The organism is Neoroseomonas eburnea (assembly GCF_018129005.1).
Taxonomy (GTDB): domain Bacteria; phylum Pseudomonadota; class Alphaproteobacteria; order Acetobacterales; family Acetobacteraceae; genus Neoroseomonas; species Neoroseomonas eburnea.
In genome coordinates this window covers 382,715-402,453 of record NZ_JAAEDL010000001.1, presented here as the reverse complement: position 1 = coordinate 402,453, position 19,739 = coordinate 382,715, and the positions used below count along the sequence as shown (strand labels likewise).

20 protein-coding genes are annotated in these 19,739 nt (G+C 70.0%); 14 read left to right on the top strand and 6 right to left on the bottom strand.

Annotated features, from left to right (window positions below; all coding sequences use genetic code 11):
- Positions 1-5: 5 nt before the first annotated feature.
- The 13 genes from GXW74_RS01885 to GXW74_RS01825 all read left to right on the top strand — a co-directional run bounded on the left by GXW74_RS01885 (position 6) and on the right by GXW74_RS01825 (position 13,359).
- Complete coding sequence (locus GXW74_RS01885) at positions 6-947, top strand: ABC transporter permease (RefSeq protein ID WP_211844564.1); 942 nt, start codon at positions 6-8, stop codon at positions 945-947.
- Positions 947-1,876 (top strand): ABC transporter permease, encoded by a 930-nt coding sequence (locus tag GXW74_RS01880; protein WP_338148107.1) that lies wholly within the window; start codon positions 947-949, stop codon positions 1,874-1,876. Before GXW74_RS01885 ends, GXW74_RS01880 begins: the two co-directional genes overlap by 1 nt.
- Before the next feature lie 5 nt (positions 1,877-1,881).
- A complete protein-coding gene (locus tag GXW74_RS01875; RefSeq protein ID WP_211844563.1) occupies positions 1,882-2,871 on the top strand; it encodes an ABC transporter ATP-binding protein in 990 nt (329 codons plus the stop codon).
- Positions 2,868-3,899 (top strand): ABC transporter ATP-binding protein, encoded by a 1,032-nt coding sequence (locus tag GXW74_RS01870; RefSeq protein ID WP_211844562.1) that lies wholly within the window; start codon positions 2,868-2,870, stop codon positions 3,897-3,899. The genes GXW74_RS01875 and GXW74_RS01870 overlap by 4 nt, the downstream gene beginning before the upstream one ends.
- A gap of 434 nt (positions 3,900-4,333) precedes the next feature.
- Positions 4,334-4,837, top strand: coding sequence for a (2Fe-2S)-binding protein (locus GXW74_RS01865; protein WP_211844561.1), 504 nt, complete (start codon positions 4,334-4,336; stop codon positions 4,835-4,837).
- Positions 4,838-4,952: 115 nt separating this feature from the next.
- The gene (locus tag GXW74_RS01860; protein ID WP_211844560.1) at positions 4,953-7,343 is read left to right on the top strand and encodes a xanthine dehydrogenase family protein molybdopterin-binding subunit; all 2,391 of its coding nucleotides are present in this window, start codon (positions 4,953-4,955) and stop codon (positions 7,341-7,343) included.
- Positions 7,344-7,463: 120 nt separating this feature from the next.
- The gene (locus tag GXW74_RS01855) at positions 7,464-8,255 is read left to right on the top strand and encodes an FAD binding domain-containing protein (RefSeq protein ID WP_211844559.1); all 792 of its coding nucleotides are present in this window, start codon (positions 7,464-7,466) and stop codon (positions 8,253-8,255) included.
- A 127-nt stretch (positions 8,256-8,382) separates the two neighbouring features.
- The gene (locus GXW74_RS01850; RefSeq protein ID WP_211844558.1) at positions 8,383-9,099 is read left to right on the top strand and encodes a class I SAM-dependent methyltransferase; all 717 of its coding nucleotides are present in this window, start codon (positions 8,383-8,385) and stop codon (positions 9,097-9,099) included.
- An 87-nt stretch (positions 9,100-9,186) separates the two neighbouring features.
- On the top strand, positions 9,187-9,591 hold the full coding sequence (locus tag GXW74_RS01845) for an AtzH-like domain-containing protein (protein WP_211844557.1): 405 nt from the start codon (positions 9,187-9,189) through the stop codon (positions 9,589-9,591).
- Between the two features lie 5 nt (positions 9,592-9,596).
- Positions 9,597-10,247, top strand: a complete 651-nt coding sequence (locus GXW74_RS01840; protein WP_211844556.1) for a 2-hydroxychromene-2-carboxylate isomerase — start codon at positions 9,597-9,599, stop codon at positions 10,245-10,247.
- Positions 10,244-11,506 carry an NAD(P)/FAD-dependent oxidoreductase gene (locus GXW74_RS01835; RefSeq protein WP_211844555.1) on the top strand — a complete coding sequence of 421 codons (1,263 nt, stop codon included), beginning with the start codon at positions 10,244-10,246 and terminating at the stop codon, positions 11,504-11,506. The genes GXW74_RS01840 and GXW74_RS01835 overlap by 4 nt, the downstream gene beginning before the upstream one ends.
- A 108-nt stretch (positions 11,507-11,614) precedes the next feature.
- A complete protein-coding gene (locus GXW74_RS27810; RefSeq protein ID WP_338148106.1) occupies positions 11,615-12,370 on the top strand; it encodes a cold-shock protein in 756 nt (251 codons plus the stop codon).
- 155 nt (positions 12,371-12,525) lie between these two features.
- Positions 12,526-13,359 (top strand): flagellin, encoded by an 834-nt coding sequence (locus GXW74_RS01825; RefSeq protein ID WP_211844554.1) that lies wholly within the window; start codon positions 12,526-12,528, stop codon positions 13,357-13,359.
- A 268-nt stretch (positions 13,360-13,627) separates the two neighbouring features.
- Here GXW74_RS01825 and GXW74_RS01820 read toward each other — a convergent pair whose 3' ends face one another.
- Positions 13,628-14,377 (bottom strand): aspartate/glutamate racemase family protein, encoded by a 750-nt coding sequence (locus tag GXW74_RS01820; RefSeq protein WP_211844553.1) that lies wholly within the window; start codon positions 14,375-14,377, stop codon positions 13,628-13,630.
- Positions 14,378-14,443: 66 nt separating this feature from the next.
- Here GXW74_RS01820 and GXW74_RS01815 point away from each other — a divergent pair, with 66 nt between their 5' ends.
- Positions 14,444-15,430, top strand: a complete 987-nt coding sequence (locus GXW74_RS01815) for a Bug family tripartite tricarboxylate transporter substrate binding protein (RefSeq protein WP_211844552.1) — start codon at positions 14,444-14,446, stop codon at positions 15,428-15,430.
- A gap of 80 nt (positions 15,431-15,510) precedes the next feature.
- Here GXW74_RS01815 and GXW74_RS01810 read toward each other — a convergent pair whose 3' ends face one another.
- The 5 genes from GXW74_RS01810 to GXW74_RS01790 all read right to left on the bottom strand — a co-directional run bounded on the left by GXW74_RS01810 (position 15,511) and on the right by GXW74_RS01790 (position 19,578).
- On the bottom strand, positions 15,511-17,286 hold the full coding sequence (locus GXW74_RS01810) for an ABC transporter ATP-binding protein/permease (RefSeq protein ID WP_211844551.1): 1,776 nt from the start codon (positions 17,284-17,286) through the stop codon (positions 15,511-15,513).
- A gap of 10 nt (positions 17,287-17,296) precedes the next feature.
- Positions 17,297-17,728: a DUF1499 domain-containing protein gene (locus GXW74_RS01805; RefSeq protein WP_246522768.1), complete on the bottom strand. Its 432-nt coding sequence runs from the start codon at positions 17,726-17,728 to the stop codon at positions 17,297-17,299.
- 5 nt (positions 17,729-17,733) lie between these two features.
- Entirely contained in the window at positions 17,734-17,982 is a 249-nt protein-coding gene (locus GXW74_RS01800; RefSeq protein ID WP_211844549.1) for a DUF3253 domain-containing protein, read from the bottom strand.
- On the bottom strand, positions 17,979-18,554 hold the full coding sequence (locus tag GXW74_RS01795) for a pyridoxamine 5'-phosphate oxidase family protein (RefSeq protein ID WP_211844548.1): 576 nt from the start codon (positions 18,552-18,554) through the stop codon (positions 17,979-17,981). Before GXW74_RS01795 ends, GXW74_RS01800 begins: the two co-directional genes overlap by 4 nt.
- A 274-nt stretch (positions 18,555-18,828) precedes the next feature.
- On the bottom strand, positions 18,829-19,578 hold the full coding sequence (locus GXW74_RS01790) for a DUF1194 domain-containing protein (RefSeq protein WP_211844547.1): 750 nt from the start codon (positions 19,576-19,578) through the stop codon (positions 18,829-18,831).
- Between the last annotated feature and the right edge of the window lie 161 nt (positions 19,579-19,739).

Sequence of the window (19,739 nt, the reverse complement as noted above, 5' to 3'; positions counted from 1 at the left end):
GAAACATGTTCGCCTATGTCGTCCGCCGAGTCCTCGCCACCATCCCCGTGATGGCGGTGGTGGCGCTCTTCGTCTTCAGTCTTCTCTACATCGCGCCGGGCGATCCGGCGGCAGTCATCGCGGGCGACCAGGCGACCCCCGAGGACGTCGAACGCATCCGCCAGAGCCTGGGCCTCGACCGGCCTTACCTCGTCCGGTTCGGGGCCTGGGTGTTCGACATCCTGCGGGGTGATCTCGGAGTCTCGATCTTCACCAACCTGCCGGTCGTGACGATGATCAAGCAGCGCATCGAGCCGACGCTGTCGCTGATGCTCGTGACGCTGATCCTCGCCGTCTCCATCGCCATCCCGATGGGCGTGGTGGCGGCATGGAAGGTCGGCACCTGGATCGACCGTTCCGTGATGGGCTTCGCGGTGCTCGGCTTCTCGGTGCCGGTCTTCGTGGTGGGCTACCTGCTCGCCTACGTCTTCGCGCTCGAACTCGATTGGCTGCCGGTGCAGGGCTACACCTCGTTCAGCGAGGGCCTTTGGCCGTGGTTCGAGAACCTGATCCTGCCCGCCATCGCGCTGGGCTCGGTCTATATCGCTCTGATCGCCCGCATCACCCGCGCGACGATGCTGGAAGTGCTGCAGCAGGACTACATCCGCACCGCGCGCGCCAAGGGCGCGGGGCAGACCTCCATCCTGTTCCTGCACGCGCTGAAGAACGCGGCCGTGCCGATCGTGACGGTCATCGGCATCGGCATCGCGCTGCTGATCGGCGGCGCGGTGGTGACGGAAAGCGTCTTCGCGATTCCGGGCCTCGGCCGGCTGACCGTGGATGCGATCCTGCGGCGCGACTACCCCGTCATCCAGGGCGTCGTGCTGCTGTTCTCCTTCGTCTACGTGCTGGTCAATCTCGCGATCGACCTGCTCTACACCCTGTTCGACCCGAGGATCCGGTACTGATGGCCTCCGCTTCCGTTCTCAGCCCGGGCCAGGTGTCGCCGGAGGCCGTCAAGGCCGCGACGCCGATGCCCGACATCATGCCGCCAGTGAAGACCCGCAAGGGATTCATCGGCTTCCTGTGGCGCAACCCCTCGATCGCCATCGGCGGCGCCATCGTGCTGCTGATGGTGCTGATGGCGGTCTTCGCGCCGCTGCTGTTCACCGTGGACCCGACGGCGCTGGCGCCGGCCCGTCGCACGCGCGAACCCTCGGCCATGTACTGGTTCGGCACCGACATGCTGGGCCGGGACGTCTATTCGCGCGTCATCTACGGGGCGCGGGTGTCGCTGATCGTCGGCTTCTCGGTGGCCGTGCTGTCCTCGATCGTCGGCCTCACCATCGGCCTGGTCTCCGGTTTCGTGCGCTGGGCGGACAGCATCGTCATGCGCGTGATGGACGGCATGATGTCCATCCCGCCGATCCTGCTCGCCATCGCGCTGATGGCGCTGACGCGAGGTTCGGTCGGCAACGTCATCATCGCCATCACCATCGCCGAGGTGCCGCGCGTCTCCCGCCTGGTGCGCGGCGTGGTGCTGAGCCTGCGCGAGCAGCCCTATGTCGATGCCGCGGTGTCCTGCGGCACGCGCACGCCGGTCATCATCTGGCGCCACATCCTGCCCAATACCGTGGCGCCGATGACGGTGCAGGCGACCTACATCTGCGCCTCCGCGATGATCGTGGAATCGATCCTGTCCTTCATCGGTGCCGGCACGCCGCCGATCATCCCCTCCTGGGGGAACATCATGGCGGAAGGCCGCGCGCTGTGGCAGGTGAAGCCCTACATTGTGTTCTTCCCCGCGCTGTTCCTGTCCATCACCGTGCTCGCCGTGAACCTGCTCGGCGACGGTCTGCGCGATGCGCTCGACCCGCGCATGGCCAAGAGGATCTGACGCCCATGGCACTGCTCGAAGTCGAGAACCTGCAGACGCATTTCCGCGCGCCCGACGGGATCAACCGTGCGGTCGACGGCGTGAACTTCCACGTCAACGCCGGCGAGACCGTCGCGATCGTGGGCGAGTCCGGCTGCGGCAAGTCCGTCACCGCCATGTCCATCCTGCGGCTCATCCCCGAGCCGCCGGGCAAGATCGCCGGTTCCATCCGCTTCAACGGCCGCGACCTGCTGAAGTGCTCGGACCGCGAGATGCGCGCCATCCGCGGCAACGAGATCAGCATGATCTTCCAGGAGCCGATGACCTCGCTGAACCCGGTGCTCACCGTGGGACGGCAGATCGGCGAGACGCTCCGCCTGCACCAGGGCATGTCCGCCCAGCAGGCCGAGGCCCGCGCGGTGGAGATGCTGAAGCTCGTCGGCATCCCCGAACCCGAGCGGCGCGTGCGCGAATACCCGCACCAGCTCTCGGGCGGCATGCGCCAGCGCGTGATGATCGCCATCGCGCTCGCCTGCAATCCGAAGCTGCTGATCGCGGACGAGCCGACCACCGCGCTCGACGTCACCATCCAGGCGCAGATCCTCGACCTGATGCGGGACCTCAAGCGCACCGTGGGGGCGGCGATCGTCATCATCACCCATGACCTCGGGGTGGTGGCCGAAGTCGCGGAACGCGTCATTGTCATGTATGCGGGCCGCAAGGTGGAGGAAGCCTCGGTCGAGAAGCTCTTCCGCAACCCGCGCCATCCCTACACCCAGGGCCTGCTCGGCTCGATGCCGAAGCTCGGCTCCTCCCTGACCGGGGAGGAAACGCGGCTGCAGGAGATCCCGGGCCTGGTGCCGAGCCTCAAGCGCAAGCTCGAAGGCTGCGTCTTCGCCAGCCGCTGCAGCCACACGACGGACCTCTGCCGGAAGGTCGCCCCCGCGCTCGAGGAAAAGGCCGATGGCCATATCGCGGCGTGCCACTACGCCATGAAGGAGGCGGTCGCCGCATGAGCCAGCCGATCCTCGAGGTCAACGACCTCAAGAAGCACTTCCCGATCCGCGCCGGCTTCTTCGGCGGCGTCACCGGCCATGTCTACGCGGTGGACGGTGTCTCCTTCTCGATCGAGAAGGGCGAGACGCTGTCGCTGGTCGGCGAGTCCGGCTGCGGCAAGTCCACCGTCGGCAAGGCCATCCTGCGGCTGTTCGACATCACCGACGGGCAGGTGGTGCTCGACGGCACGCGCATCGACGACATGCCGGCCGGAACGCTGCGGCCGATGCGCCGGCGCATGCAGGTGGTCTTCCAGGATCCGTTCTCCTCGCTGAACCCGCGCATGCGCGTGCGCGACATCCTCGCCGAGCCGATCCGCAATTTCGGCCTGGCGAAGGATGCCGCGGACATCGAGCGCCGCGTGGCCGAGCTGATGGACCGCGTGCGCCTGCCGCGCGATGCGGTGAACCGCTGGCCCCACGAATTCTCCGGCGGCCAGCGCCAGCGTATCTGCATCGCGCGCGCGCTGGCGGCGGATCCGGACCTTATCATCTGCGACGAGGCGGTCTCCGCCCTCGACGTCTCGGTGAAGGCGCAGATCGTGAACCTGCTGCAGGACCTGCAGAAGGAACTCGGCCTGGCGATGCTCTTCATCAGCCACGACCTGGCGATCGTCGAGCACATGACGCACCGCGTCGCGGTGATGTACCTCGGCAAGATCGTGGAGGTCGCGCCGAAGCGGCAGCTCTTCGCCGCGCCGAAGCATCCCTATACCGAGGCGCTGCTCTCCGCCGTGCCGGTGCCGGAGCCCGGCGCGGCGCGGGAGCGCATCATCCTCAAGGGTGACGTGCCGTCCCCGATCCGGCCGCCCAAGGGCTGCCGCTTCCACACGCGCTGCCCCTACGCCTTCGATCGCTGCAAGCAGGACGAGCCGCAGCTCCGGCAGACCGAGGACGGCCATTTCGCGGCCTGCCATCTGCACGACCTGCCGGCGGCGGAGAACCCGCTGGCCGGCGCGCGCGGGGCAGCGGTGATCGCGCATCACTGATCGCGCGGGGGACGGGCAAAGGAGGCATTGCCCGTCCCCTCCGCCGACCACCGCCGGATCCAGGCGGTTTTCCGGCGCATCTGCTGGGAATTTCAAGGCGTCGGGCTCCTGTGCCCCGGTCTGGCGCGTTGTCGTCGGGTCAGCCGCGGTTGTCGGGCGTGGTGACGGTCCTGGGCGCAGCCTGGGTGCCGCTGCGGCCAGTCATCTCGGCGCTGTTTCCGCTTCTGATCGCGATGAACCGGCTGACGCGGCATTGGGCCGGTGCAGCCGGACCGCGGCGCCGGCAAGGTGTTGCGACTCATTCGCAACCCGCGGATCGCCGCGCGTCCGGGCAGCGTCCGACGCTTGACGAGGCATGGGCGGCAGCGCGAGGCTTGCGCCCCGACAGCCGGGCACCACATGCGCGGCGATCCATCGACTCAGGGAGACGCACGATGCCGCAGGTCACACTGACCGTGAACGGCCAGACCCACACGGCCGAGGTGGAGGGCCGCACTCTTCTGGTGGAGCTCCTGCGGGAGAAGCTGCGGCTGACCGGCACCCATGTCGGCTGCGACACCAGCCAGTGCGGCGCCTGCGTCGTGCACATCAACGGCGAGAGCGTGAAGTCGTGCACCACCCTTGCGGTGATGGCAGATGGCGCGCAGGTCACCACCATCGAGGGCCTCGCCAAGCCGGACGGCACGCTGCACCCGATGCAGGAGGCCTTCCGCGAATACCACGCCCTGCAGTGCGGCTTCTGCACTCCGGGCATGGTCATGAGCGCGATCGACCTGGTGCAGAAGAACCCCGGCGGGCTCACCGAGCAGCAGATCCGCGAGGGTCTCGAGGGCAACCTCTGCCGTTGCACGGGCTACCACAACATCGTCAAGGCGATCGCCGCCGCGGCCGAGGTCATGCACGGCAGGCGGAGCGAGATCGCGCGCGCGGCGGAGTAGCGGCGGGCGGCTTTGCCGGCCGCGGGCAATCGGGCGCGCTCGCGCGCGCCTCAACAATTCGGGACCGGCGAAGCCGGCCCGCTCAACGAAAAGCCCTCAAGGGAGGGGACAGGTCATGAACGTCGTGGCACCGTTCGAAGGCATCGGCGCGAGCGTCCGGCGGAAGGAGGATTTCCGTTTCCTCCAGGGACGCGGCGCCTACACGGACGACTTCAACCGCCAGGGGCAGCTGCACGCCTGGATCGTCCGCAGCCCGCACGCCCATGCGCGCATCAGGGGCGTTGACACCGCCGCGGCGGCGAAGATGCCGGGCGTGGTCGCGGTGTTCACCGGCGCCGACATGGCGAAGGACGCGCTCGGCGGCCTGCCCTGCGGGTGGCAGATCCACAACAAGGACGGCTCGCCGATGGCCGAGCCGCCGCACCCGGTCATGGCGGCCGAGAAGGTGCGCCATGTCGGCGACCCGGTCGCCGTCGCCATCGCCGCGACGCGCGAACAGGCGCGCGACGCGGCGGAAGCGGTCATCGTGGACTATGAGGTGCTGCCGGCCGCGGCGACCATGGAAGCCGCGCTGAAGCCCGGCGCGCCGGTGATCCATGACGGCGTGGCGAACAACCTCTGCTACGACTGGCACATCGGCGACAAGGCGGTGCTCGACCAGGCTTTCGCCGGCGCCGCCAAGGTCGTCTCGCTGGACCTGGTCAACAACCGCCTGATCCCGAACGCGATGGAGCCGCGCGCCGCGCTCGGCGAGTTCGACCGCACGACGGGCGAGTACACCCTCCATACCACCAGCCAGAACCCGCACGTCATTCGCCTGCTGATGGGCGCCAACGTGCTGCACATTCCCGAGAGCAAGCTGCGCGTGGTCGCGCCGGATGTCGGCGGCGGCTTCGGCTCCAAGATCTACCACTACGCCGAGGAGGCGATCGTCACCTGGTCGGCCGGCAAGCTGGCCCGCCCGGTCAAGTGGACGGCGGACCGCACCGAATCCTTCATGTCGGACGCGCACGGCCGCGACCACGTGTCGAAGGCCGAGCTCGCGCTGGATGCGAACGGCAAGATCCTCGGCCTGCGCGTGCACACCTACGCCAACATGGGCGCCTACCTGTCCACCTTCGCGCCCTGCGTGCCGACCTACCTCTATGCCACGCTGCTCGCCGGCACCTACACGACGCCGGTGATCTACTGTGAGGTGAAGGCGGTCTTCACCAACACCGTGCCGGTGGACGCCTATCGCGGCGCCGGCCGGCCGGAGGCGACCTTCCTGCTGGAACGGCTGATGGACGTGGCGGCGAAGGAGACCGGCATCGACCGCATCGAGCTCCGTCGCCGCAACTTCATCCAGCCCGACCAGTTCCCCTACCAGACGCCGGTGGCGCTGCAGTACGATTCCGGCAACTACCAGGCGACGCTGGACCAGGCGCTGGCCGCGGCCGACTGGGCCGGCTTCGAAGCGCGCCGCGCTGAAGCCGCCCGGCAGGGCAAGCTGCGCGGCATCGGCTGCTCGACCTACCTGGAGGCCTGCGGCATCGCTCCTTCGGCCGTGGTGGGCAGCCTTGGCGCCCGTGCGGGCCTCTATGAGGTCGGCACCATCCGCGTGCACCCGACCGGCAGCGTGACGGTGCTGACCGGCGCGCACAGCCACGGCCAGGGGCACGAGACCACCTTCGCCCAGCTCGTCGCCGACAAGCTCGGCGTGCCGGTATCCCAGGTGGACATCGTGCATGGCGATACAGCCAAGGTGCCCTTCGGCATGGGCACCTACGGGTCCCGAAGCCTCGCGGTCGGCGGCAGCGCGATGATGAAGGCGATGGACAAGATCATCGCCAAGGGCAAGCGCATCGCCGCCCACCTGATGGAGGCCTCGGTCGACGACATCGAGTTCGACCGCGGCACCTTCCGCGTCGCCGGCACGGACAAGACCAAGGCGCTGGTGGACATCTCGGTGGCCGCCTACGTGCCGCACAACTACCCGATCGACGAACTCGAGCCCGGGCTCGAGGAAACCGCCTTCTACGACCCCAAGAACTTCACCTATCCCGGCGGCTGCCACATCGCCGAGGTCGAGATCGACCCCGACACGGGCAAGGTCTCGATGGTGAACTTCACGGCCGTGGACGATGTCGGCCGAGTCATCAACCCGATGATCGTGGAGGGCCAGGTGCAGGGCGGCATCGCCCAGGGCATCGGCCAGGCGCTGCTGGAGACCTGCATCTACGACGCGGATGGCCAGCTCCTCTCGGGGTCGATGATGGACTACACCATGCCGCGCGCGGATGACCTGCCGCCGGTCGGCGTGGCGACGCACACCACGCTGTGCACGCACAATCCTCTCGGCGTGAAGGGCTGCGGGGAGGTGGGTGCGATCGGCTCCCCGCCCGCCGTCATCAACGCCGTGGTGGATGCGCTGCGCGATTACGGCGTACGGACACTGGACATGCCGGCGACACCGGCCAAGATCTGGCAGATCATCAATGGCGGCCGCCGTCAGGCGGCGGAGTAGGGGACCAGCCGCCGGCCGATCGTCGGAGCGCCGAGACACCCCGCGAAGCACGCTTCGCGCGGACCCTGTCGAGGCGCGGAGGCGTAGACCGGCCGGATCGCGACGCAAGGAGCAAGCGAGATGTACGATTTTGCCTACCACAAGCCCGCCACGGTCGCCGACGCCGTCAAGCTGCTGGCCGATCCCGACGCGAAGGCGATCTCCGGCGGCCACACACTGCTGCCGGCGCTCAAGCATCGGCTGAACAAGCCCTCGGCGCTGGTGGACCTGTCAGGCATCGCCGAGCTCAAGGGCATCAGGAAGGTCGGCAATGCCATCGTCATCGGCGCGCTGACCCGCCATGTCGAGGTCGCGACGAGCGCGGAGGTGAAGGCCGCCATCCCGGCGCTCGCCTATATGGCCGACCATATCGGCGACGTGCAGGTGCGCAATCGCGGCACGATGGGCGGTTCGGTGTCCAACAACGACCCGGCGGCGGATTACCCGGCTGCCGTGCTCGGCCTGGGCGCGACCATCCACACTTCCAGCCGCAAGATCGCCGCGGACGACTTCTTCCTCGGGATGTTCACCACGGCGCTCGAGCCGAGCGAGATCCTGACCGCGATCGAGTTTCCGATCCCGGAGAAGGCGGGCTACGCCAAGATGAAGAACCCGGCGAGCCGCTACGTCATGGCCGGCGTCTTCGTGGCGAAGACGGCCGGCGGCGTGCGCGTCGCGGTCAATGGCGCCGGCCCCTGCGTCTTCCGCCAGGCGGACATGGAGGCCGCACTTGCCGCCAACTGGTCGGTGGATGCTGTCGCCGGCGTGAAGCAGGCCGCGGACGACCTCAACAGCGACATCCACGGCAGCGCCGAATATCGTGCCCATCTGGTGACGGTCATGGCCAAGCGCGCGGTCGCGGCGGCGGGGTGACACCGATTATGACGGAAGTCAGCGGACGGGTGGCAGCGCTGCACGCCCCGGCTGGATGCGAGCCAGCACCTTGCTGGCCCGGATGCCTGAGCAGGGAGGGGGCGGCCGTCCTCCTCCGGTCCTAGTCGTGTCGCGCAACTACGGCTTCGCGGCGGAGATGGCCGCGAGCCTCGCGCGCCCCGGCGGGCGGTTCCTTGATTTCGGCTGCGGCCGCGGCGGGTTGCTGGAGGCGGCGCTCGCCCAGGGCTTCGACGCCTTCGGCGTGGATGTGAAGAACGCGGAGTGGGACATGTTCTCCCTCGGTGTCCGCGTGCCGGGCCGCGTCGCGCTGTTCTCCCCCGACGCTTCGCTGCCCTTCGCCGACGGCAGCTTCGACGTGGTGACGGCGAACCAGGTCTTCGAGCACGTTCCCGAACCTGAGAAGGCGCTCGCCGAACTGCGGCGGGTGCTGACGCCGGAGGGCATCCTGCTGGCCCTCTTTCCCGTCCGGGAGACCTGGGTCGAGCCGCATCTCGGCGCCCCGTTGGTGCATCGCCTCCCGGAGGGATCGAAGGCCGAGCGGCGGCTGCTCCGGCTTGCGCGCCTGTTGCGCGGGCGTCCGGTCACGGACGCGGCGGCGGCCGAGGAATGCGCGCATGTCCGCCGCGCGACCTTCTACCGCAGCGAAGCGGAATGGCGGCGCATCTTCGGCACCGCCTTCCGGCTGCATGGCCGGCACGAGGCAGCCTGGCTGCGCGACAGGCTGCCGGGCGCGTCGCTCGGCCGCATCCTGCCCGAGGGCCTGGGCGGCTGGCTCTCCCTGCGACTCGCGGGCGCGTGCTGGAGCTGGCGGCCCTTGCCCTGACACCTGCGGCCTGCGCGGCGGCCTGAACTCGGCCCTCGCCAAGCGGGGCGCCGCGCGGCATCTTTCCGCAGGATCGGGAGCCGGACCGTGGAGATCGACGACCCAGACATCATCGCCGAGGTCCGCGCGGTCTTCGACCGCTACGAGACCGCTATCGCGGCCAATGACACCGCGGTGCTCGATGCCTCCTTCTGGCCGGACCCGCGCACCGTCCGCTTCGGCATCACCGAGATCCTCTACGGCATCGACGCCATCCGCGCCTTCCGCGCCACCGTGAGATCCTACGCGCCCCGCATGCAGAAGCGTATCCACATCACCAGCTTCGGCCGCGACTTCGCCTGCACCCATCTGGAGTACGAGCGTGTCGGCACCGGCCTGATCGGGCGCGAGACGAAGATCATGGCGCGCCTGCCGGGGCATGGCTGGCGCGTCGTCTCCGCCCATGTCTCGCTGCTCGCCGCGGCCGATCCCGGCCGCACCCAGAAGGGGTGACCGCCATGGGCCAGACGGTGGAGTGCTTCTACACCCTCTCCTCGCCGTGGATGTATCTCGGCGGGCCGCAGTTGCAGGACATCGTGAAGCGCCACGGCGCGACGCTCCTCCTCAGGCCCTATGACTTCCGCCTGGTCATCAAGCACACCGGCGGCATCCCGCTGCGCTCGCGGCCGGAGCCACGGCAGGACTACCACGCGCTGGAACTCGACCGCTGGTCGCGTCATCTCGGCCTGCCGCTGAGGCTGAAGCCGAAGCACTACCCGCCGACCGACCAGCGCCCGGCGGGCCGCATGGTGATGGCGGCGCAGGCGCGTGGCATGGACGCCATGTCGCTCTCCCACGCGCTGCTGCGCGCGCTGTGGCTCGAGGAACGCGACATCGCCGACCCGCGCGTGCGCGTCGCCATCGCCGAGGAGGAAGGACTGCCCGGCGAAGCCCTGCACCGGGAGGAGGAAAGCCCTTCCGTGATGGCGGAATGGGACCGCAACAACCTGGAGGCGGTGCACCGCGGCGTCTTCGGCGCGCCGACCTATTTCTGTGACGACCTTTGGCTCTGGGGCCAGGACCGCCTCTTCTTCCTCGACCAGCATCTGGCGGGCAAGCAGGTGCAGTCCGGCCCCTCGAAAACGATCGGGAAAATACGCGCATCATGACACGCCATGTGGCGGTGATCGGCGCCGGCATCGTCGGCGCCTGCTCGGCCGTGGAGGCGCTTCGCCGCGGCTTCCGCGTCACCATTGTCGATCCGGCCGAGCCGGGCGGCGAACAGGCCGCCTCCTACGGCAATGGCTGCTGGCTCAGCCCGATGTCGGTCATCCCGCCGGCGGTGCCCGGCCTGTGGAAGAAGGTGCCGAAGTTCCTCGCGGACCCGCTCGGGCCGCTGGCGATCCGCTGGTCCTACTTCCCGCGCGTCGCGCCGTGGCTGATCCGCTACCTGCGCGCCGGCTGGACCTGGGACCGTGTCGAGGCCGCCGCCCGCGCGCTGCGCCCGCTGGTGGTCGATGCGCCCGCGCTGCACAAGGCGCTGGCGGAGGAAGCTGGCGTCGGCCACCTGATCGAGCGCCGCGGCCTGATCTACGTCTACCCTTCGCGCGCCGATTTCGAGGCCGAGGCCATGGCCTGGGAGATCCGGCACAGGGTCGGCGTACGCTGGATCGAACTCGACGCCAACGACCTGCGGCAGCGGGAACCGGAGCTCGACCGCCGCTACACCTTCGGCGTGCTGGTGGAGGAGGGCGGGCACTGCACCGACCCCGGCGCCTACACCGCCGCGCTGGTGGCGCATGCCGTCAGGCAGGGGGCGGACCTCCGCCGCGCCGCCGCCACCGGCTTCGCCATCGAGGGCGGGCGGCTGACCGCCGTGCGCACGACCCAGGGCGACATCCTGGCCGATGCCGCGATCATCGCCGCCGGGGCGCATGCCAAGCCGCTCGCCGCGGCGGCGGGGGACAACGTGCCGCTCGAAACCGAGCGCGGCTACCACGCCGAGGTCGCGGACCCCGAGGTCGCCCCCCGTCACGGGCTGATGCCCTCGGATGGCAAGATGTCGGTGATGCGGACCCGGAACGGGCTGCGTTGCGCCGGCCAGGTGGAGATCGCCGGCCTCGAGGCCGAGCCCAACTGGAAGCGGGCGGAGATCCTGCGCGACCACCTGCTGCGCTGCTTCCCGGGCCTGCCGCGGGACCTGCCGACCAGCCGCGTGAAGGTGTGGATGGGACATCGTCCGTCGATGCCGGACGGCATGCCCTGCCTCGGCCCGTCGAGCGCGACGCCGGACGTGATCCATGCCTTCGGCCACGGCCATACCGGCCTGGTGGCCGGGGCGCGGACGGGCAGGGTGGTGGCGGACCTGCTCTCCGGCCGCCCGCCGGAGATCCCGATCGCGTCCTTCGATCCCCGGCGATTCGCCTGAAGAGGCGGCCCCGAATTTTTCTCGCTTTCGGGTGTTGGCGGTGCCATCCTGACACTCAGCGGTCCTGCATCCCGCAGGATCGCCTGTTATTCGTGGAACTGCAGGAACGTGTCTTCCGATATCGATAACCAGGGTGGCGCCGGGCCGATCGAGGCCGAGGTGAAATGGTACAATGGTCGTAAAGGCTTCGGGTTCGTGCTCGGGCCGGACGGCAACGACGTCTTCTTCCATGCCTCGGCGCTGACCGAGGCGGGGATCGAGCCGCCGGACACCGGCGACAAGCTCGTCTGCGAGATCGGCACGGACCGGCAGGGCCGGCGTCTGGTGACGCGGATCGTCGAACTGAAGCGCGGCGAGGGCGGCGGCGCCGGTGCGCGCCCGCCGCGTCGCGATTTCGGCGGCGGCGGTGGCTTCGGGGACCGTCCCCCGCGGCGCGATTTCGGCGATCGCCCCCCGCGCCGTGACTTCGGCGGCGGCGGTGGCTTCGGTGGCGGTGGCTTCGGCGACCGTCCGCCGCGGCGCGACTTCGGGGACCGTCCCCCGCGCCGCGATTTCGGTGGCGGCGGCTTCGGTGGCGGCGGCTTCGGCGACCGTCCGCCGCGCGCTTTCGGCGACCGTCCGCCGCGGCGCGAATTCGGCCGCGATGAGGGCGGGCCGACCTACGACATCAACGGCACGGTCAAGTGGTTCGACCAGGTCCGCGGCTTCGGTTTCGTGACGCCGGACGATGGCGGTCAGGATGTGTTCCTGCACTCCTCCGTCCTGCAGCGCGCCGGCAAGCAGGACGTGCAGCAGGGCGAGAAGGTTTCGCTCGAGGTGCGCGACGGCCAGCGCGGTCGCCAGGCCGTGAACATGAAGGACTGATCCCTTCGGGGATGGTCCGTGAAAGCCCCGCCGCCGAAAGGCCGCGGGGCTTTTTCTTGCCCGCCCCCGACGGCGCGGTTAGCGGTTCTTTCACCTTCCTGCGCAAGACTTCGACGCCGACGGGAATATCCCGTCATTGCGAAGGGAAGAACCCGATGAGCCTCAATTCCGTCAACACCAATATGGGCGCCATGGTGGCGCTGCAGTCGCTGAACCGCACGAATGAGGCGCTGAACACCACGCAGAAGCGCGTCTCGACCGGCTACCGCGTCTCGGACGCGAAGGATGACGGCGCGGCCTTCGCCGTGGCGCAATCGGTGCGCGCCGACGTCGCCGGCCTGACCGCCGCGAACGAGCAGCTCGGCGGCGTGAAGGGCATTCTCGACACCGCGCTCTCCGGCCTCAACAAGGTGTCCGAGACCATGGTGAAGGTGCGCGAAACCCTGGTGCGCCTCGCCGACGACACGCTCAACACCGACCAGCGTGCGCAATACGAAGCCCAGTACGAGGCGCTGCGCACCCAGATCCAGAACTTCATCACGGATGCCACCTACAACGGGCGCACGCTGCTCTCCACCACCGCGCCGGCGGGCGGCGACATCACGACCACCCGCAACGAGGCCGGTACGACCTACACCCTGACCTCGGTGGACGGGCTTGGCACCATGGTGATCGCGGCCGCGCCGACCGATGCGGCGACGGCCCAGGCCGCCATTGCCGCCGGCGGCGACTGGGGCAATGTCAACACCGTCATCGCCAATGCGCTGAACCAGTACGGCTCGGACTCGCGCTATGTCGATGCCCAGATCGCCTACAACCGCGACAAGCTCGACGCGCTCGACGGCGGCCTCGGCGCGCTGATCGACGCCGACCTGGCGAAGGAATCGGCGCGGCTGCAGGCATTGCAGATCCGCCAGCAGCTCGGCACGCAGTCGCTCTCCATCGCCAACCAGGCGCCGCAGAGCCTGCTCAGCCTCTTCCAGGGCTGAGCCGCGTCGGCGCATGGCGGCGCGCTGCCGGCTCGCCGGGCGCGCGCGGTCCGACCGCGCGCGCCCGTCGGCTGCCGTCGGAGCGCCCCGGACGCGCGACACCCATCGGGTGGACGAACCGCGTCAGCCTTCGAGGCAGGCCCGCCTTCGGCCCGAGGCCCCGCCTCGAGCCGGGAGCGCACAGCGCGACCGCGCACCACCGTCAGCCGCCGCCGGCGCGCCCCGCGGCCGCGAAGCCAAGCCGCGCGGATGCGCGGTGCCCGAGGGCTCAACCAAAAGACCGCGGCCGCAGCCCGGCGTGGAAATACGAAACCATCGAGTAGATGTCGTAGACCGGCAGCCCGACCGCCGCCTGCAGTGCTGCCGCATAGGGCGGCATGTTGGTGCATTCCAGCACGATCGCGCCGACCTCCGGATGCGCCGCCACCAGCGCGCGCCCGGCGTCCAGGATGTCCTGCTCGGCGAGCGCCACGTCGAGGTCGTTCTTCGCCGCGGAGATCAGCACGCGGAAGAATTCGCGACCGCCCTCCGTGCCCATGACCGGGGTGTCGAGCGGCACGCCGGCCGCCTCCAGGTGCGCCGGCGTGAGGGCCCCCTTGCTCACCGTCACCACGCCGACGCGCTTTCCGGGCGGCAGCGTCGCCTGCACCCAGGGCACCTGCATGAGGGAGGAGGTCGCCACCGGCACGCCGACCGCCGCCGCCAGCTCCTTCTGGAACAGGGAGAGGAAGCCGCAGTTGGTGGTGATCGCCTCGGCACCGAGATCGACCAGGTCCTGCGCTGCGGCGATGAATTCCGGCAGCAGGCCGCGCGCGCCATTCAGAACGACCTTCTCCGGCGTCGCCCCGCGCACCACGCGGAACAGCACCGGGAAGGGCCAGGTTTCGCCATTCCCCATGTCGCCGGGGATGCGGGGGAAGCGCGCCTCGAGCATGAGGATGCCGAGCGGCGCGCCATAGATGGACTTCCCGCCGCGCGCGATCCGCGCGAGGTTCGGGGCCGGGGAGGAGACGTTCATGGCCGGGCAGCCTAGCGCCTTCGCGCATGCCGGCCCAGCCGCACGTCATACAAGGAGACCGGGATCATGATGCGTCGTACCCTTTTCGCCGCGGCGATTGCTGCCGCCACTTCCCTGCCGGCCCTCGCGCAGGACGCCTGGCCGAGCCGGCCCGTCACCCTGATGGGCGGCTTCCCGAACGGCGCGGGGACGGACATCTACGCCCGGCGCCTCGCCGAGCCGCTGTCCCGCGCCCTGGGCCAGCCGGTGGTGGTGGACAACCGCACCGGTGCCGGCGGCAATATCGGGTCGGACTACGTCGCGAAGGCGCGGCCGGACGGCTACACCTTCTACTTCGGCACGGCCGGGACGCACGCGATCAACGCGGCGCTGTACCGCAACCTGCCGTTCGACGTGATGCGCGACTTCACGCCTGTCGTCCTGCTCGGGGACGTGCCGAACGTGCTGCTCGTGAACCCGGAGAAGCGGCCGAACCTGCGGTCCTGCCAGGATGTGCTGACCGCGGCGCGCGCGCGGCCGCAGGCGCTGTCCTACGCCTCGACGGGCAACGGCGCATCGACGCATCTTGCCGGCGCGCAATTCGCGACCGCCGCCCGGCTCGAACTGCTGCACGTGCCCTTCCGTGGTCAGCCCGGCGCGGTCGCGTCGCTGCTCGCCGGCGACACCGACCTGTTCTTCAACCAGACCGGCGCCGCCATGGGGCCGATCCGCCAGGGCCAGGTCCGCCCGCTCTTCGTGCTGACGCGGGAACGCCTCGCTGCCCTGCCGGAGGTGCCGACCGTCGCCGAGGCCTGCGGCCTGCCGGCGATGGACACCTCGACCTGGTACGGCATCCTCGGTCCGGCGAACCTGCCCGAGCCGATCGTGCGGCGGATGAACACCGAGGTGAACCGCATCATCTCGACGCCCGAGTTCCGCGCCTGGCTGGTCGAGAACCAGGCGATCAGCCCGCCGGCCGCGCCGAATACGCCGGAGCAGTTCCGCGAGACGCAGCGGGCGGACGTGGCGCGCTGGGCGGAGGTGGTGCGGCGGTCCGGGGCCACGGTGGATTGAAGAAGGCGGGGGGGAGAAGGGAACTTCTCCCCCCGGACCCCCCTCAACCTTCCTTGTCACCTGGGAGCTGACTTCGAAGGTCAGTCTCCAGGTGAAAGAGAAGGGAGGGGGTTCGGGGGAGGTTCTCCTCCCCCGACCTTCAGCTTCTGCCCTTCGATCCTCATCGCGCGGCCGTGGAACCTCGCCACCGCCGGGCGGTGTGCGATGGAGATCAGCGCCGTGCCCGGCAGCCTTTCCTTCAGCCGCCGATAGAGCCGTTCCTCGGCCCCCGGATCGAGGCTCGCCGTCGCCTCGTCCAGGAACAGCCAGTCCGGCTTCAGCAGCAGCGCGCGGGCGAGCGCGATGCGCTGCTGTTCCCCGCCCGAGAGCCGCTTGTCCCAGGCATCGGCCTCGTGCAGCCGGGACATGAGATGGCCGAGTTCGGCTGCCTCCAGCGCCTCGGCCACCGCCGCGTCGGTGAAGCCGGCCTCGTCCTCCGGGTAGCAGACCGCCCGCTTGAGCGTGCCGAGCGGGATATAGGGCCGCTGCGGCAGGAACAGCGCGCGGCCGGTGGCCGGCAGGTCGATGCGTCCGCTGCCGAAGGGCCAGATGCCGGCGATGGCGCGGAACAGGGTCGACTTGCCGGAGCCCGAGGCGCCGGTGATCACCACCGCCTCGCCTGGCGCGATCTCTGCCTCCCCGCGGTCGAGCAGCACGCGCCCGTCCGGCAGTTCCAGCGTCACGCCGCGCAGCGACAGCGCGGGCGCCGTGCCCTTCGCCACGACCGGCCCCGCATCGGCGCCGCGTGCCGCGCGGACCGCGCGGGTGAAGCCGGTGAGGCGCTCCACCGTCGCGCGCCATTCGGTCAGCCGCGCGTAGTTGTCGACGAACCAGGACAGCGCGCCCTGCACCTGCCCGAAGGCGGAGGAGGTCTGGATCAGCCCGCCGAGCGGGATGCGCCCGGCGAAATAGGCCGGCGCCGCCACCACGATGGGGAAGACGATCGCCACCTGCGTATAGCCCGCGGTGAAGAAGGTGAGCCGCTTGGTGGCCGTCATGATCGCCCACCAGTTCTCCATCAGCGCGCGGAAGCGCTGCGTCAGGCCGCGCTGCTCGTCGGCCTCGCCGCCATAGAGGGCGATGCCTTCGCTGTTCTCGCGGAAGCGCACCAGGGCGAAGCGGAAATCCGCCTCGACCTTCTGCTGGGTGAAGTTCAGCGCGATCAGCGGCCGCCCGATGAGATGCGCGAGCCAGGTGCCGAGCAGGGCATAGATCAGCGCCACCCACACCATATAGCCCGGGATCTCGACGCCCAGCACGTTCAGCGGCCCCGAGAGCGACCACAGCACGATGATGAAGGAGGCCAGCGTCACGACCGAGTTCATCAGCCCGAGGCCGAGCGAGAGCGTGTCGTCCACGAACATGCGCGCGTCTTCCGCGATGCGCTGGTCCGGGTTGTCGGTCACCGGGTCGGTCAGCGCCATGCGGTAATAGGCACGGCCTTCCAGCCATTGCGTCAGGTAGATCTCGGTCAGCCAGCGCCGCCAGCGGATCTGCAGCGCCTGGCGCAGATAGAGCTGATAGACCGCGATCAGGATGTAGGCCGCCGCGACGATGGAGAAGCCGGGCAGCCAGCCTTCCGCCTCGGTGGTGTGCCAGGTGAAGAGCAGGGCGATGAAGCCGTCCCAGTCCTTGGCCTCGAGCGTGTTGTAGAAGGCGCGCTGCCAGTAGGTCAGCAGCACCGTCATGCCGACCAGCGAAAGGTTCAGCGCGACGACGACGGCGAGCAGCCCGCGTGCGCGCCAGCGATCCTCGCTGGACCAGTAGGGCCGGGCGAGCGCCCAGGCGTCGCGCAGGAAGGGACCGAGGCGGCGCATGCTTGTCTCCTCAACCGCGGCGCAGCCGCGCCTCGAATTCCGTCAGCCACGCCAGCACGCGCGCCCGGTTCACCCCGAAATCCGACCGTCCGATCAGGCTGCGGGAATAGAGCCAGAGGCCGGTGCCGTCGCCGGCGGGCGCGACCTCGGCCACCACGATGTCGGGGTAGTTCATCAGCCGCGAGCGCACGACCCATTGCGCCTGGCGACGCTCCGGGTAGTCGGCGAGCGGAAAGGTGCGCGGCTGGGCGGCTGCGACCGCGCGGATGGCGGCGAAGGCGTCGTCGACCGGCACGGGGAATGGGTCGCGGTGCAGGTGGCCCGCGCCCGGCGCCGTGCTCGGCGTCAGCAGGCAGGTGTTGGGGGTGGCCGGCAGGGCCAGGGTCGCGAAATCGAGCGGCGACGGCGCCGGCACGCCATCGGCGCCGCGCGAGAACAGCATGGAGATCACGGCCGGATCCTCAGTCGGATCACGCCGCGGATCTCCTCGGCGGGATCCACCGGCTTGCCCTTGCGCAGGATGTCGAGCCGGCCTTCGCGCGCCAGCAGGATCGCTTCCCGGCGCACGCGCGTCATCAACGGCCGCCACTGCTCGGGTGCGAGGGCGCGGGCGACGTCGGAGGGGCAGATGCTCTTCCCGGCCCCGCACGCGGCGGCCTGGGCGAGGATGGCCTCGCGGATGGCAGGCTCGCTCATGGCGCGATCCAGCCGGCGGCGAGCGCCCCGTCCGTCCCCCAGGCGAAGCGCGCGCGGCAATGGCCGGCGGGGGCCAGCAGCAGCCAGTCGAGCGTCTCGATCCGCAGCGTGACGGCGGCGAAGTTGGCGCGGCCCGCCTCGGCGTCGCTCGGCGCTTGCGGCGGCGCGGGGAGGGGGGTGCCGGGGGCGTGCCCGGCGGCGTAGAGCATGCGGCTCGTCTCCCGGCTGTCGGCCCAGGCGGCCTCGGCGATGTCGTCCTCCAGATGCAGGGTCGCGTGGCCGGAGAGCCGGATCTGGACCAGCGCGGAGGGATCGTAACCATGCAGCATCGCGCGTCCATCGCGGAGGATCTCGGCGGCCTTGGCGCTGCGCCGGTCGGTATGGATTCGCAGCCTGCGCGCGACCGGATCGACGGCACGCAGCACGACGGTGCGCAGGTTCGGTGCGCCGTCCAGGCCGAGCGTCGCCAGCGCCGGGGTGTGGAAGGGGCTGCCGCTGTCGGCCGCGCCGCGCGACAGCCGCGCGAAGGCATCAGCGAGGGCGTCCTCGACCCGTTCGGGGGGCGGGGTCATGCGGGCGGGCGGCGGGAGGCCGGCCTGCCCCCGATGATGGTGGCAATCTGGGTCATCACCGCCGGTATGGCGTGCCGCCGCGGCGGCGCAAGCCCCCCCGTGCGGGGCGCGGCCCGGAGCGGTCCCCGTTCGACCGGGCTCACCGCAGCCACGCCAGCCTCCTGTTGTCGGGGGCATCTTCACCCGATCAGATTGTCGACCTGATCGGGTGAAGATGCTCGCGAAAGCAGAAGGCTGGAGCGGTTGCCGTGAGCCAAGGCGAACGGAAACCGCTCTAGGCTGTCGCGCGTTCCACCAGCGGCCCGGACAGGCCGGCGATCTCGCGGATCAGCTTGCGCCGCACCGCGTCGGCGAAGGATTCATATCCCTCGGCGACCATGAGGAAGGCGCCGGGTCCGCCGATCACCTCGTCGCGGTAGTATTCGTCCACCGGCGGAAGGCCGGCGAGCAGGGTGGAGGGCGGCGGCGTGCGGTCCAGCACGGCAAGACCGTTCAGCACGATCCCCTTCTCCAGCGCCTCCGCCCGGGCGGCGGCGAGCGGTCGGCCGGAATTGTTCACCCCGTCGCCCGAGATGTCGACCACCTGGCGCAGCCCGGTATAGCGCTGGCCGAACTGGTTGCCGGCGTAGTCGATCGCGCCGGAGATCGAGGTGTAGAGGTAGGTCTCGCGGGAGGCGCCGTCGATCGCGCGGGCGAAGCGCTCGCAGCTCGGCCCGCCGTCGAGGCGCATCCAGGGGACCAGGGTCTGCTGGATGTTCCAGTCGGACCAGACGAAGAGGGTGACGGCGATCGCGCCGAGCGGCCCGCCGGCGATGCCCTCGGCCAGGCGCGGGTCACGGAAGGCCTCGGCATAGCCGCGCATCTGCATCTCCATCTCCTCGGTATCGACGGAGCGGGAGACATCGACGGCGAGGATGAGCTCGACGTCCACTTCCTCGGAGGCGCTGGCGCTGCGAGCCTGGATCAGCGCCGGGGCGGCGAGGCCGGTGGCGAGAATGAAGCGACGGGACAGCAGACGCGACATCGGAACCCTCCTGTGGGGCCGTGCGTCGGGGGCTGATCCTTCCCGTTGCCTTCGTCCCCGAAGGTCTTACGGGGACAAATAGCGAACCGCATTGTGCGATGCAACAAGAATTTTGTGCGGTGCAGCAAGCTTGCGGTGGAGATGCCCGGCCGCTGTTCCGG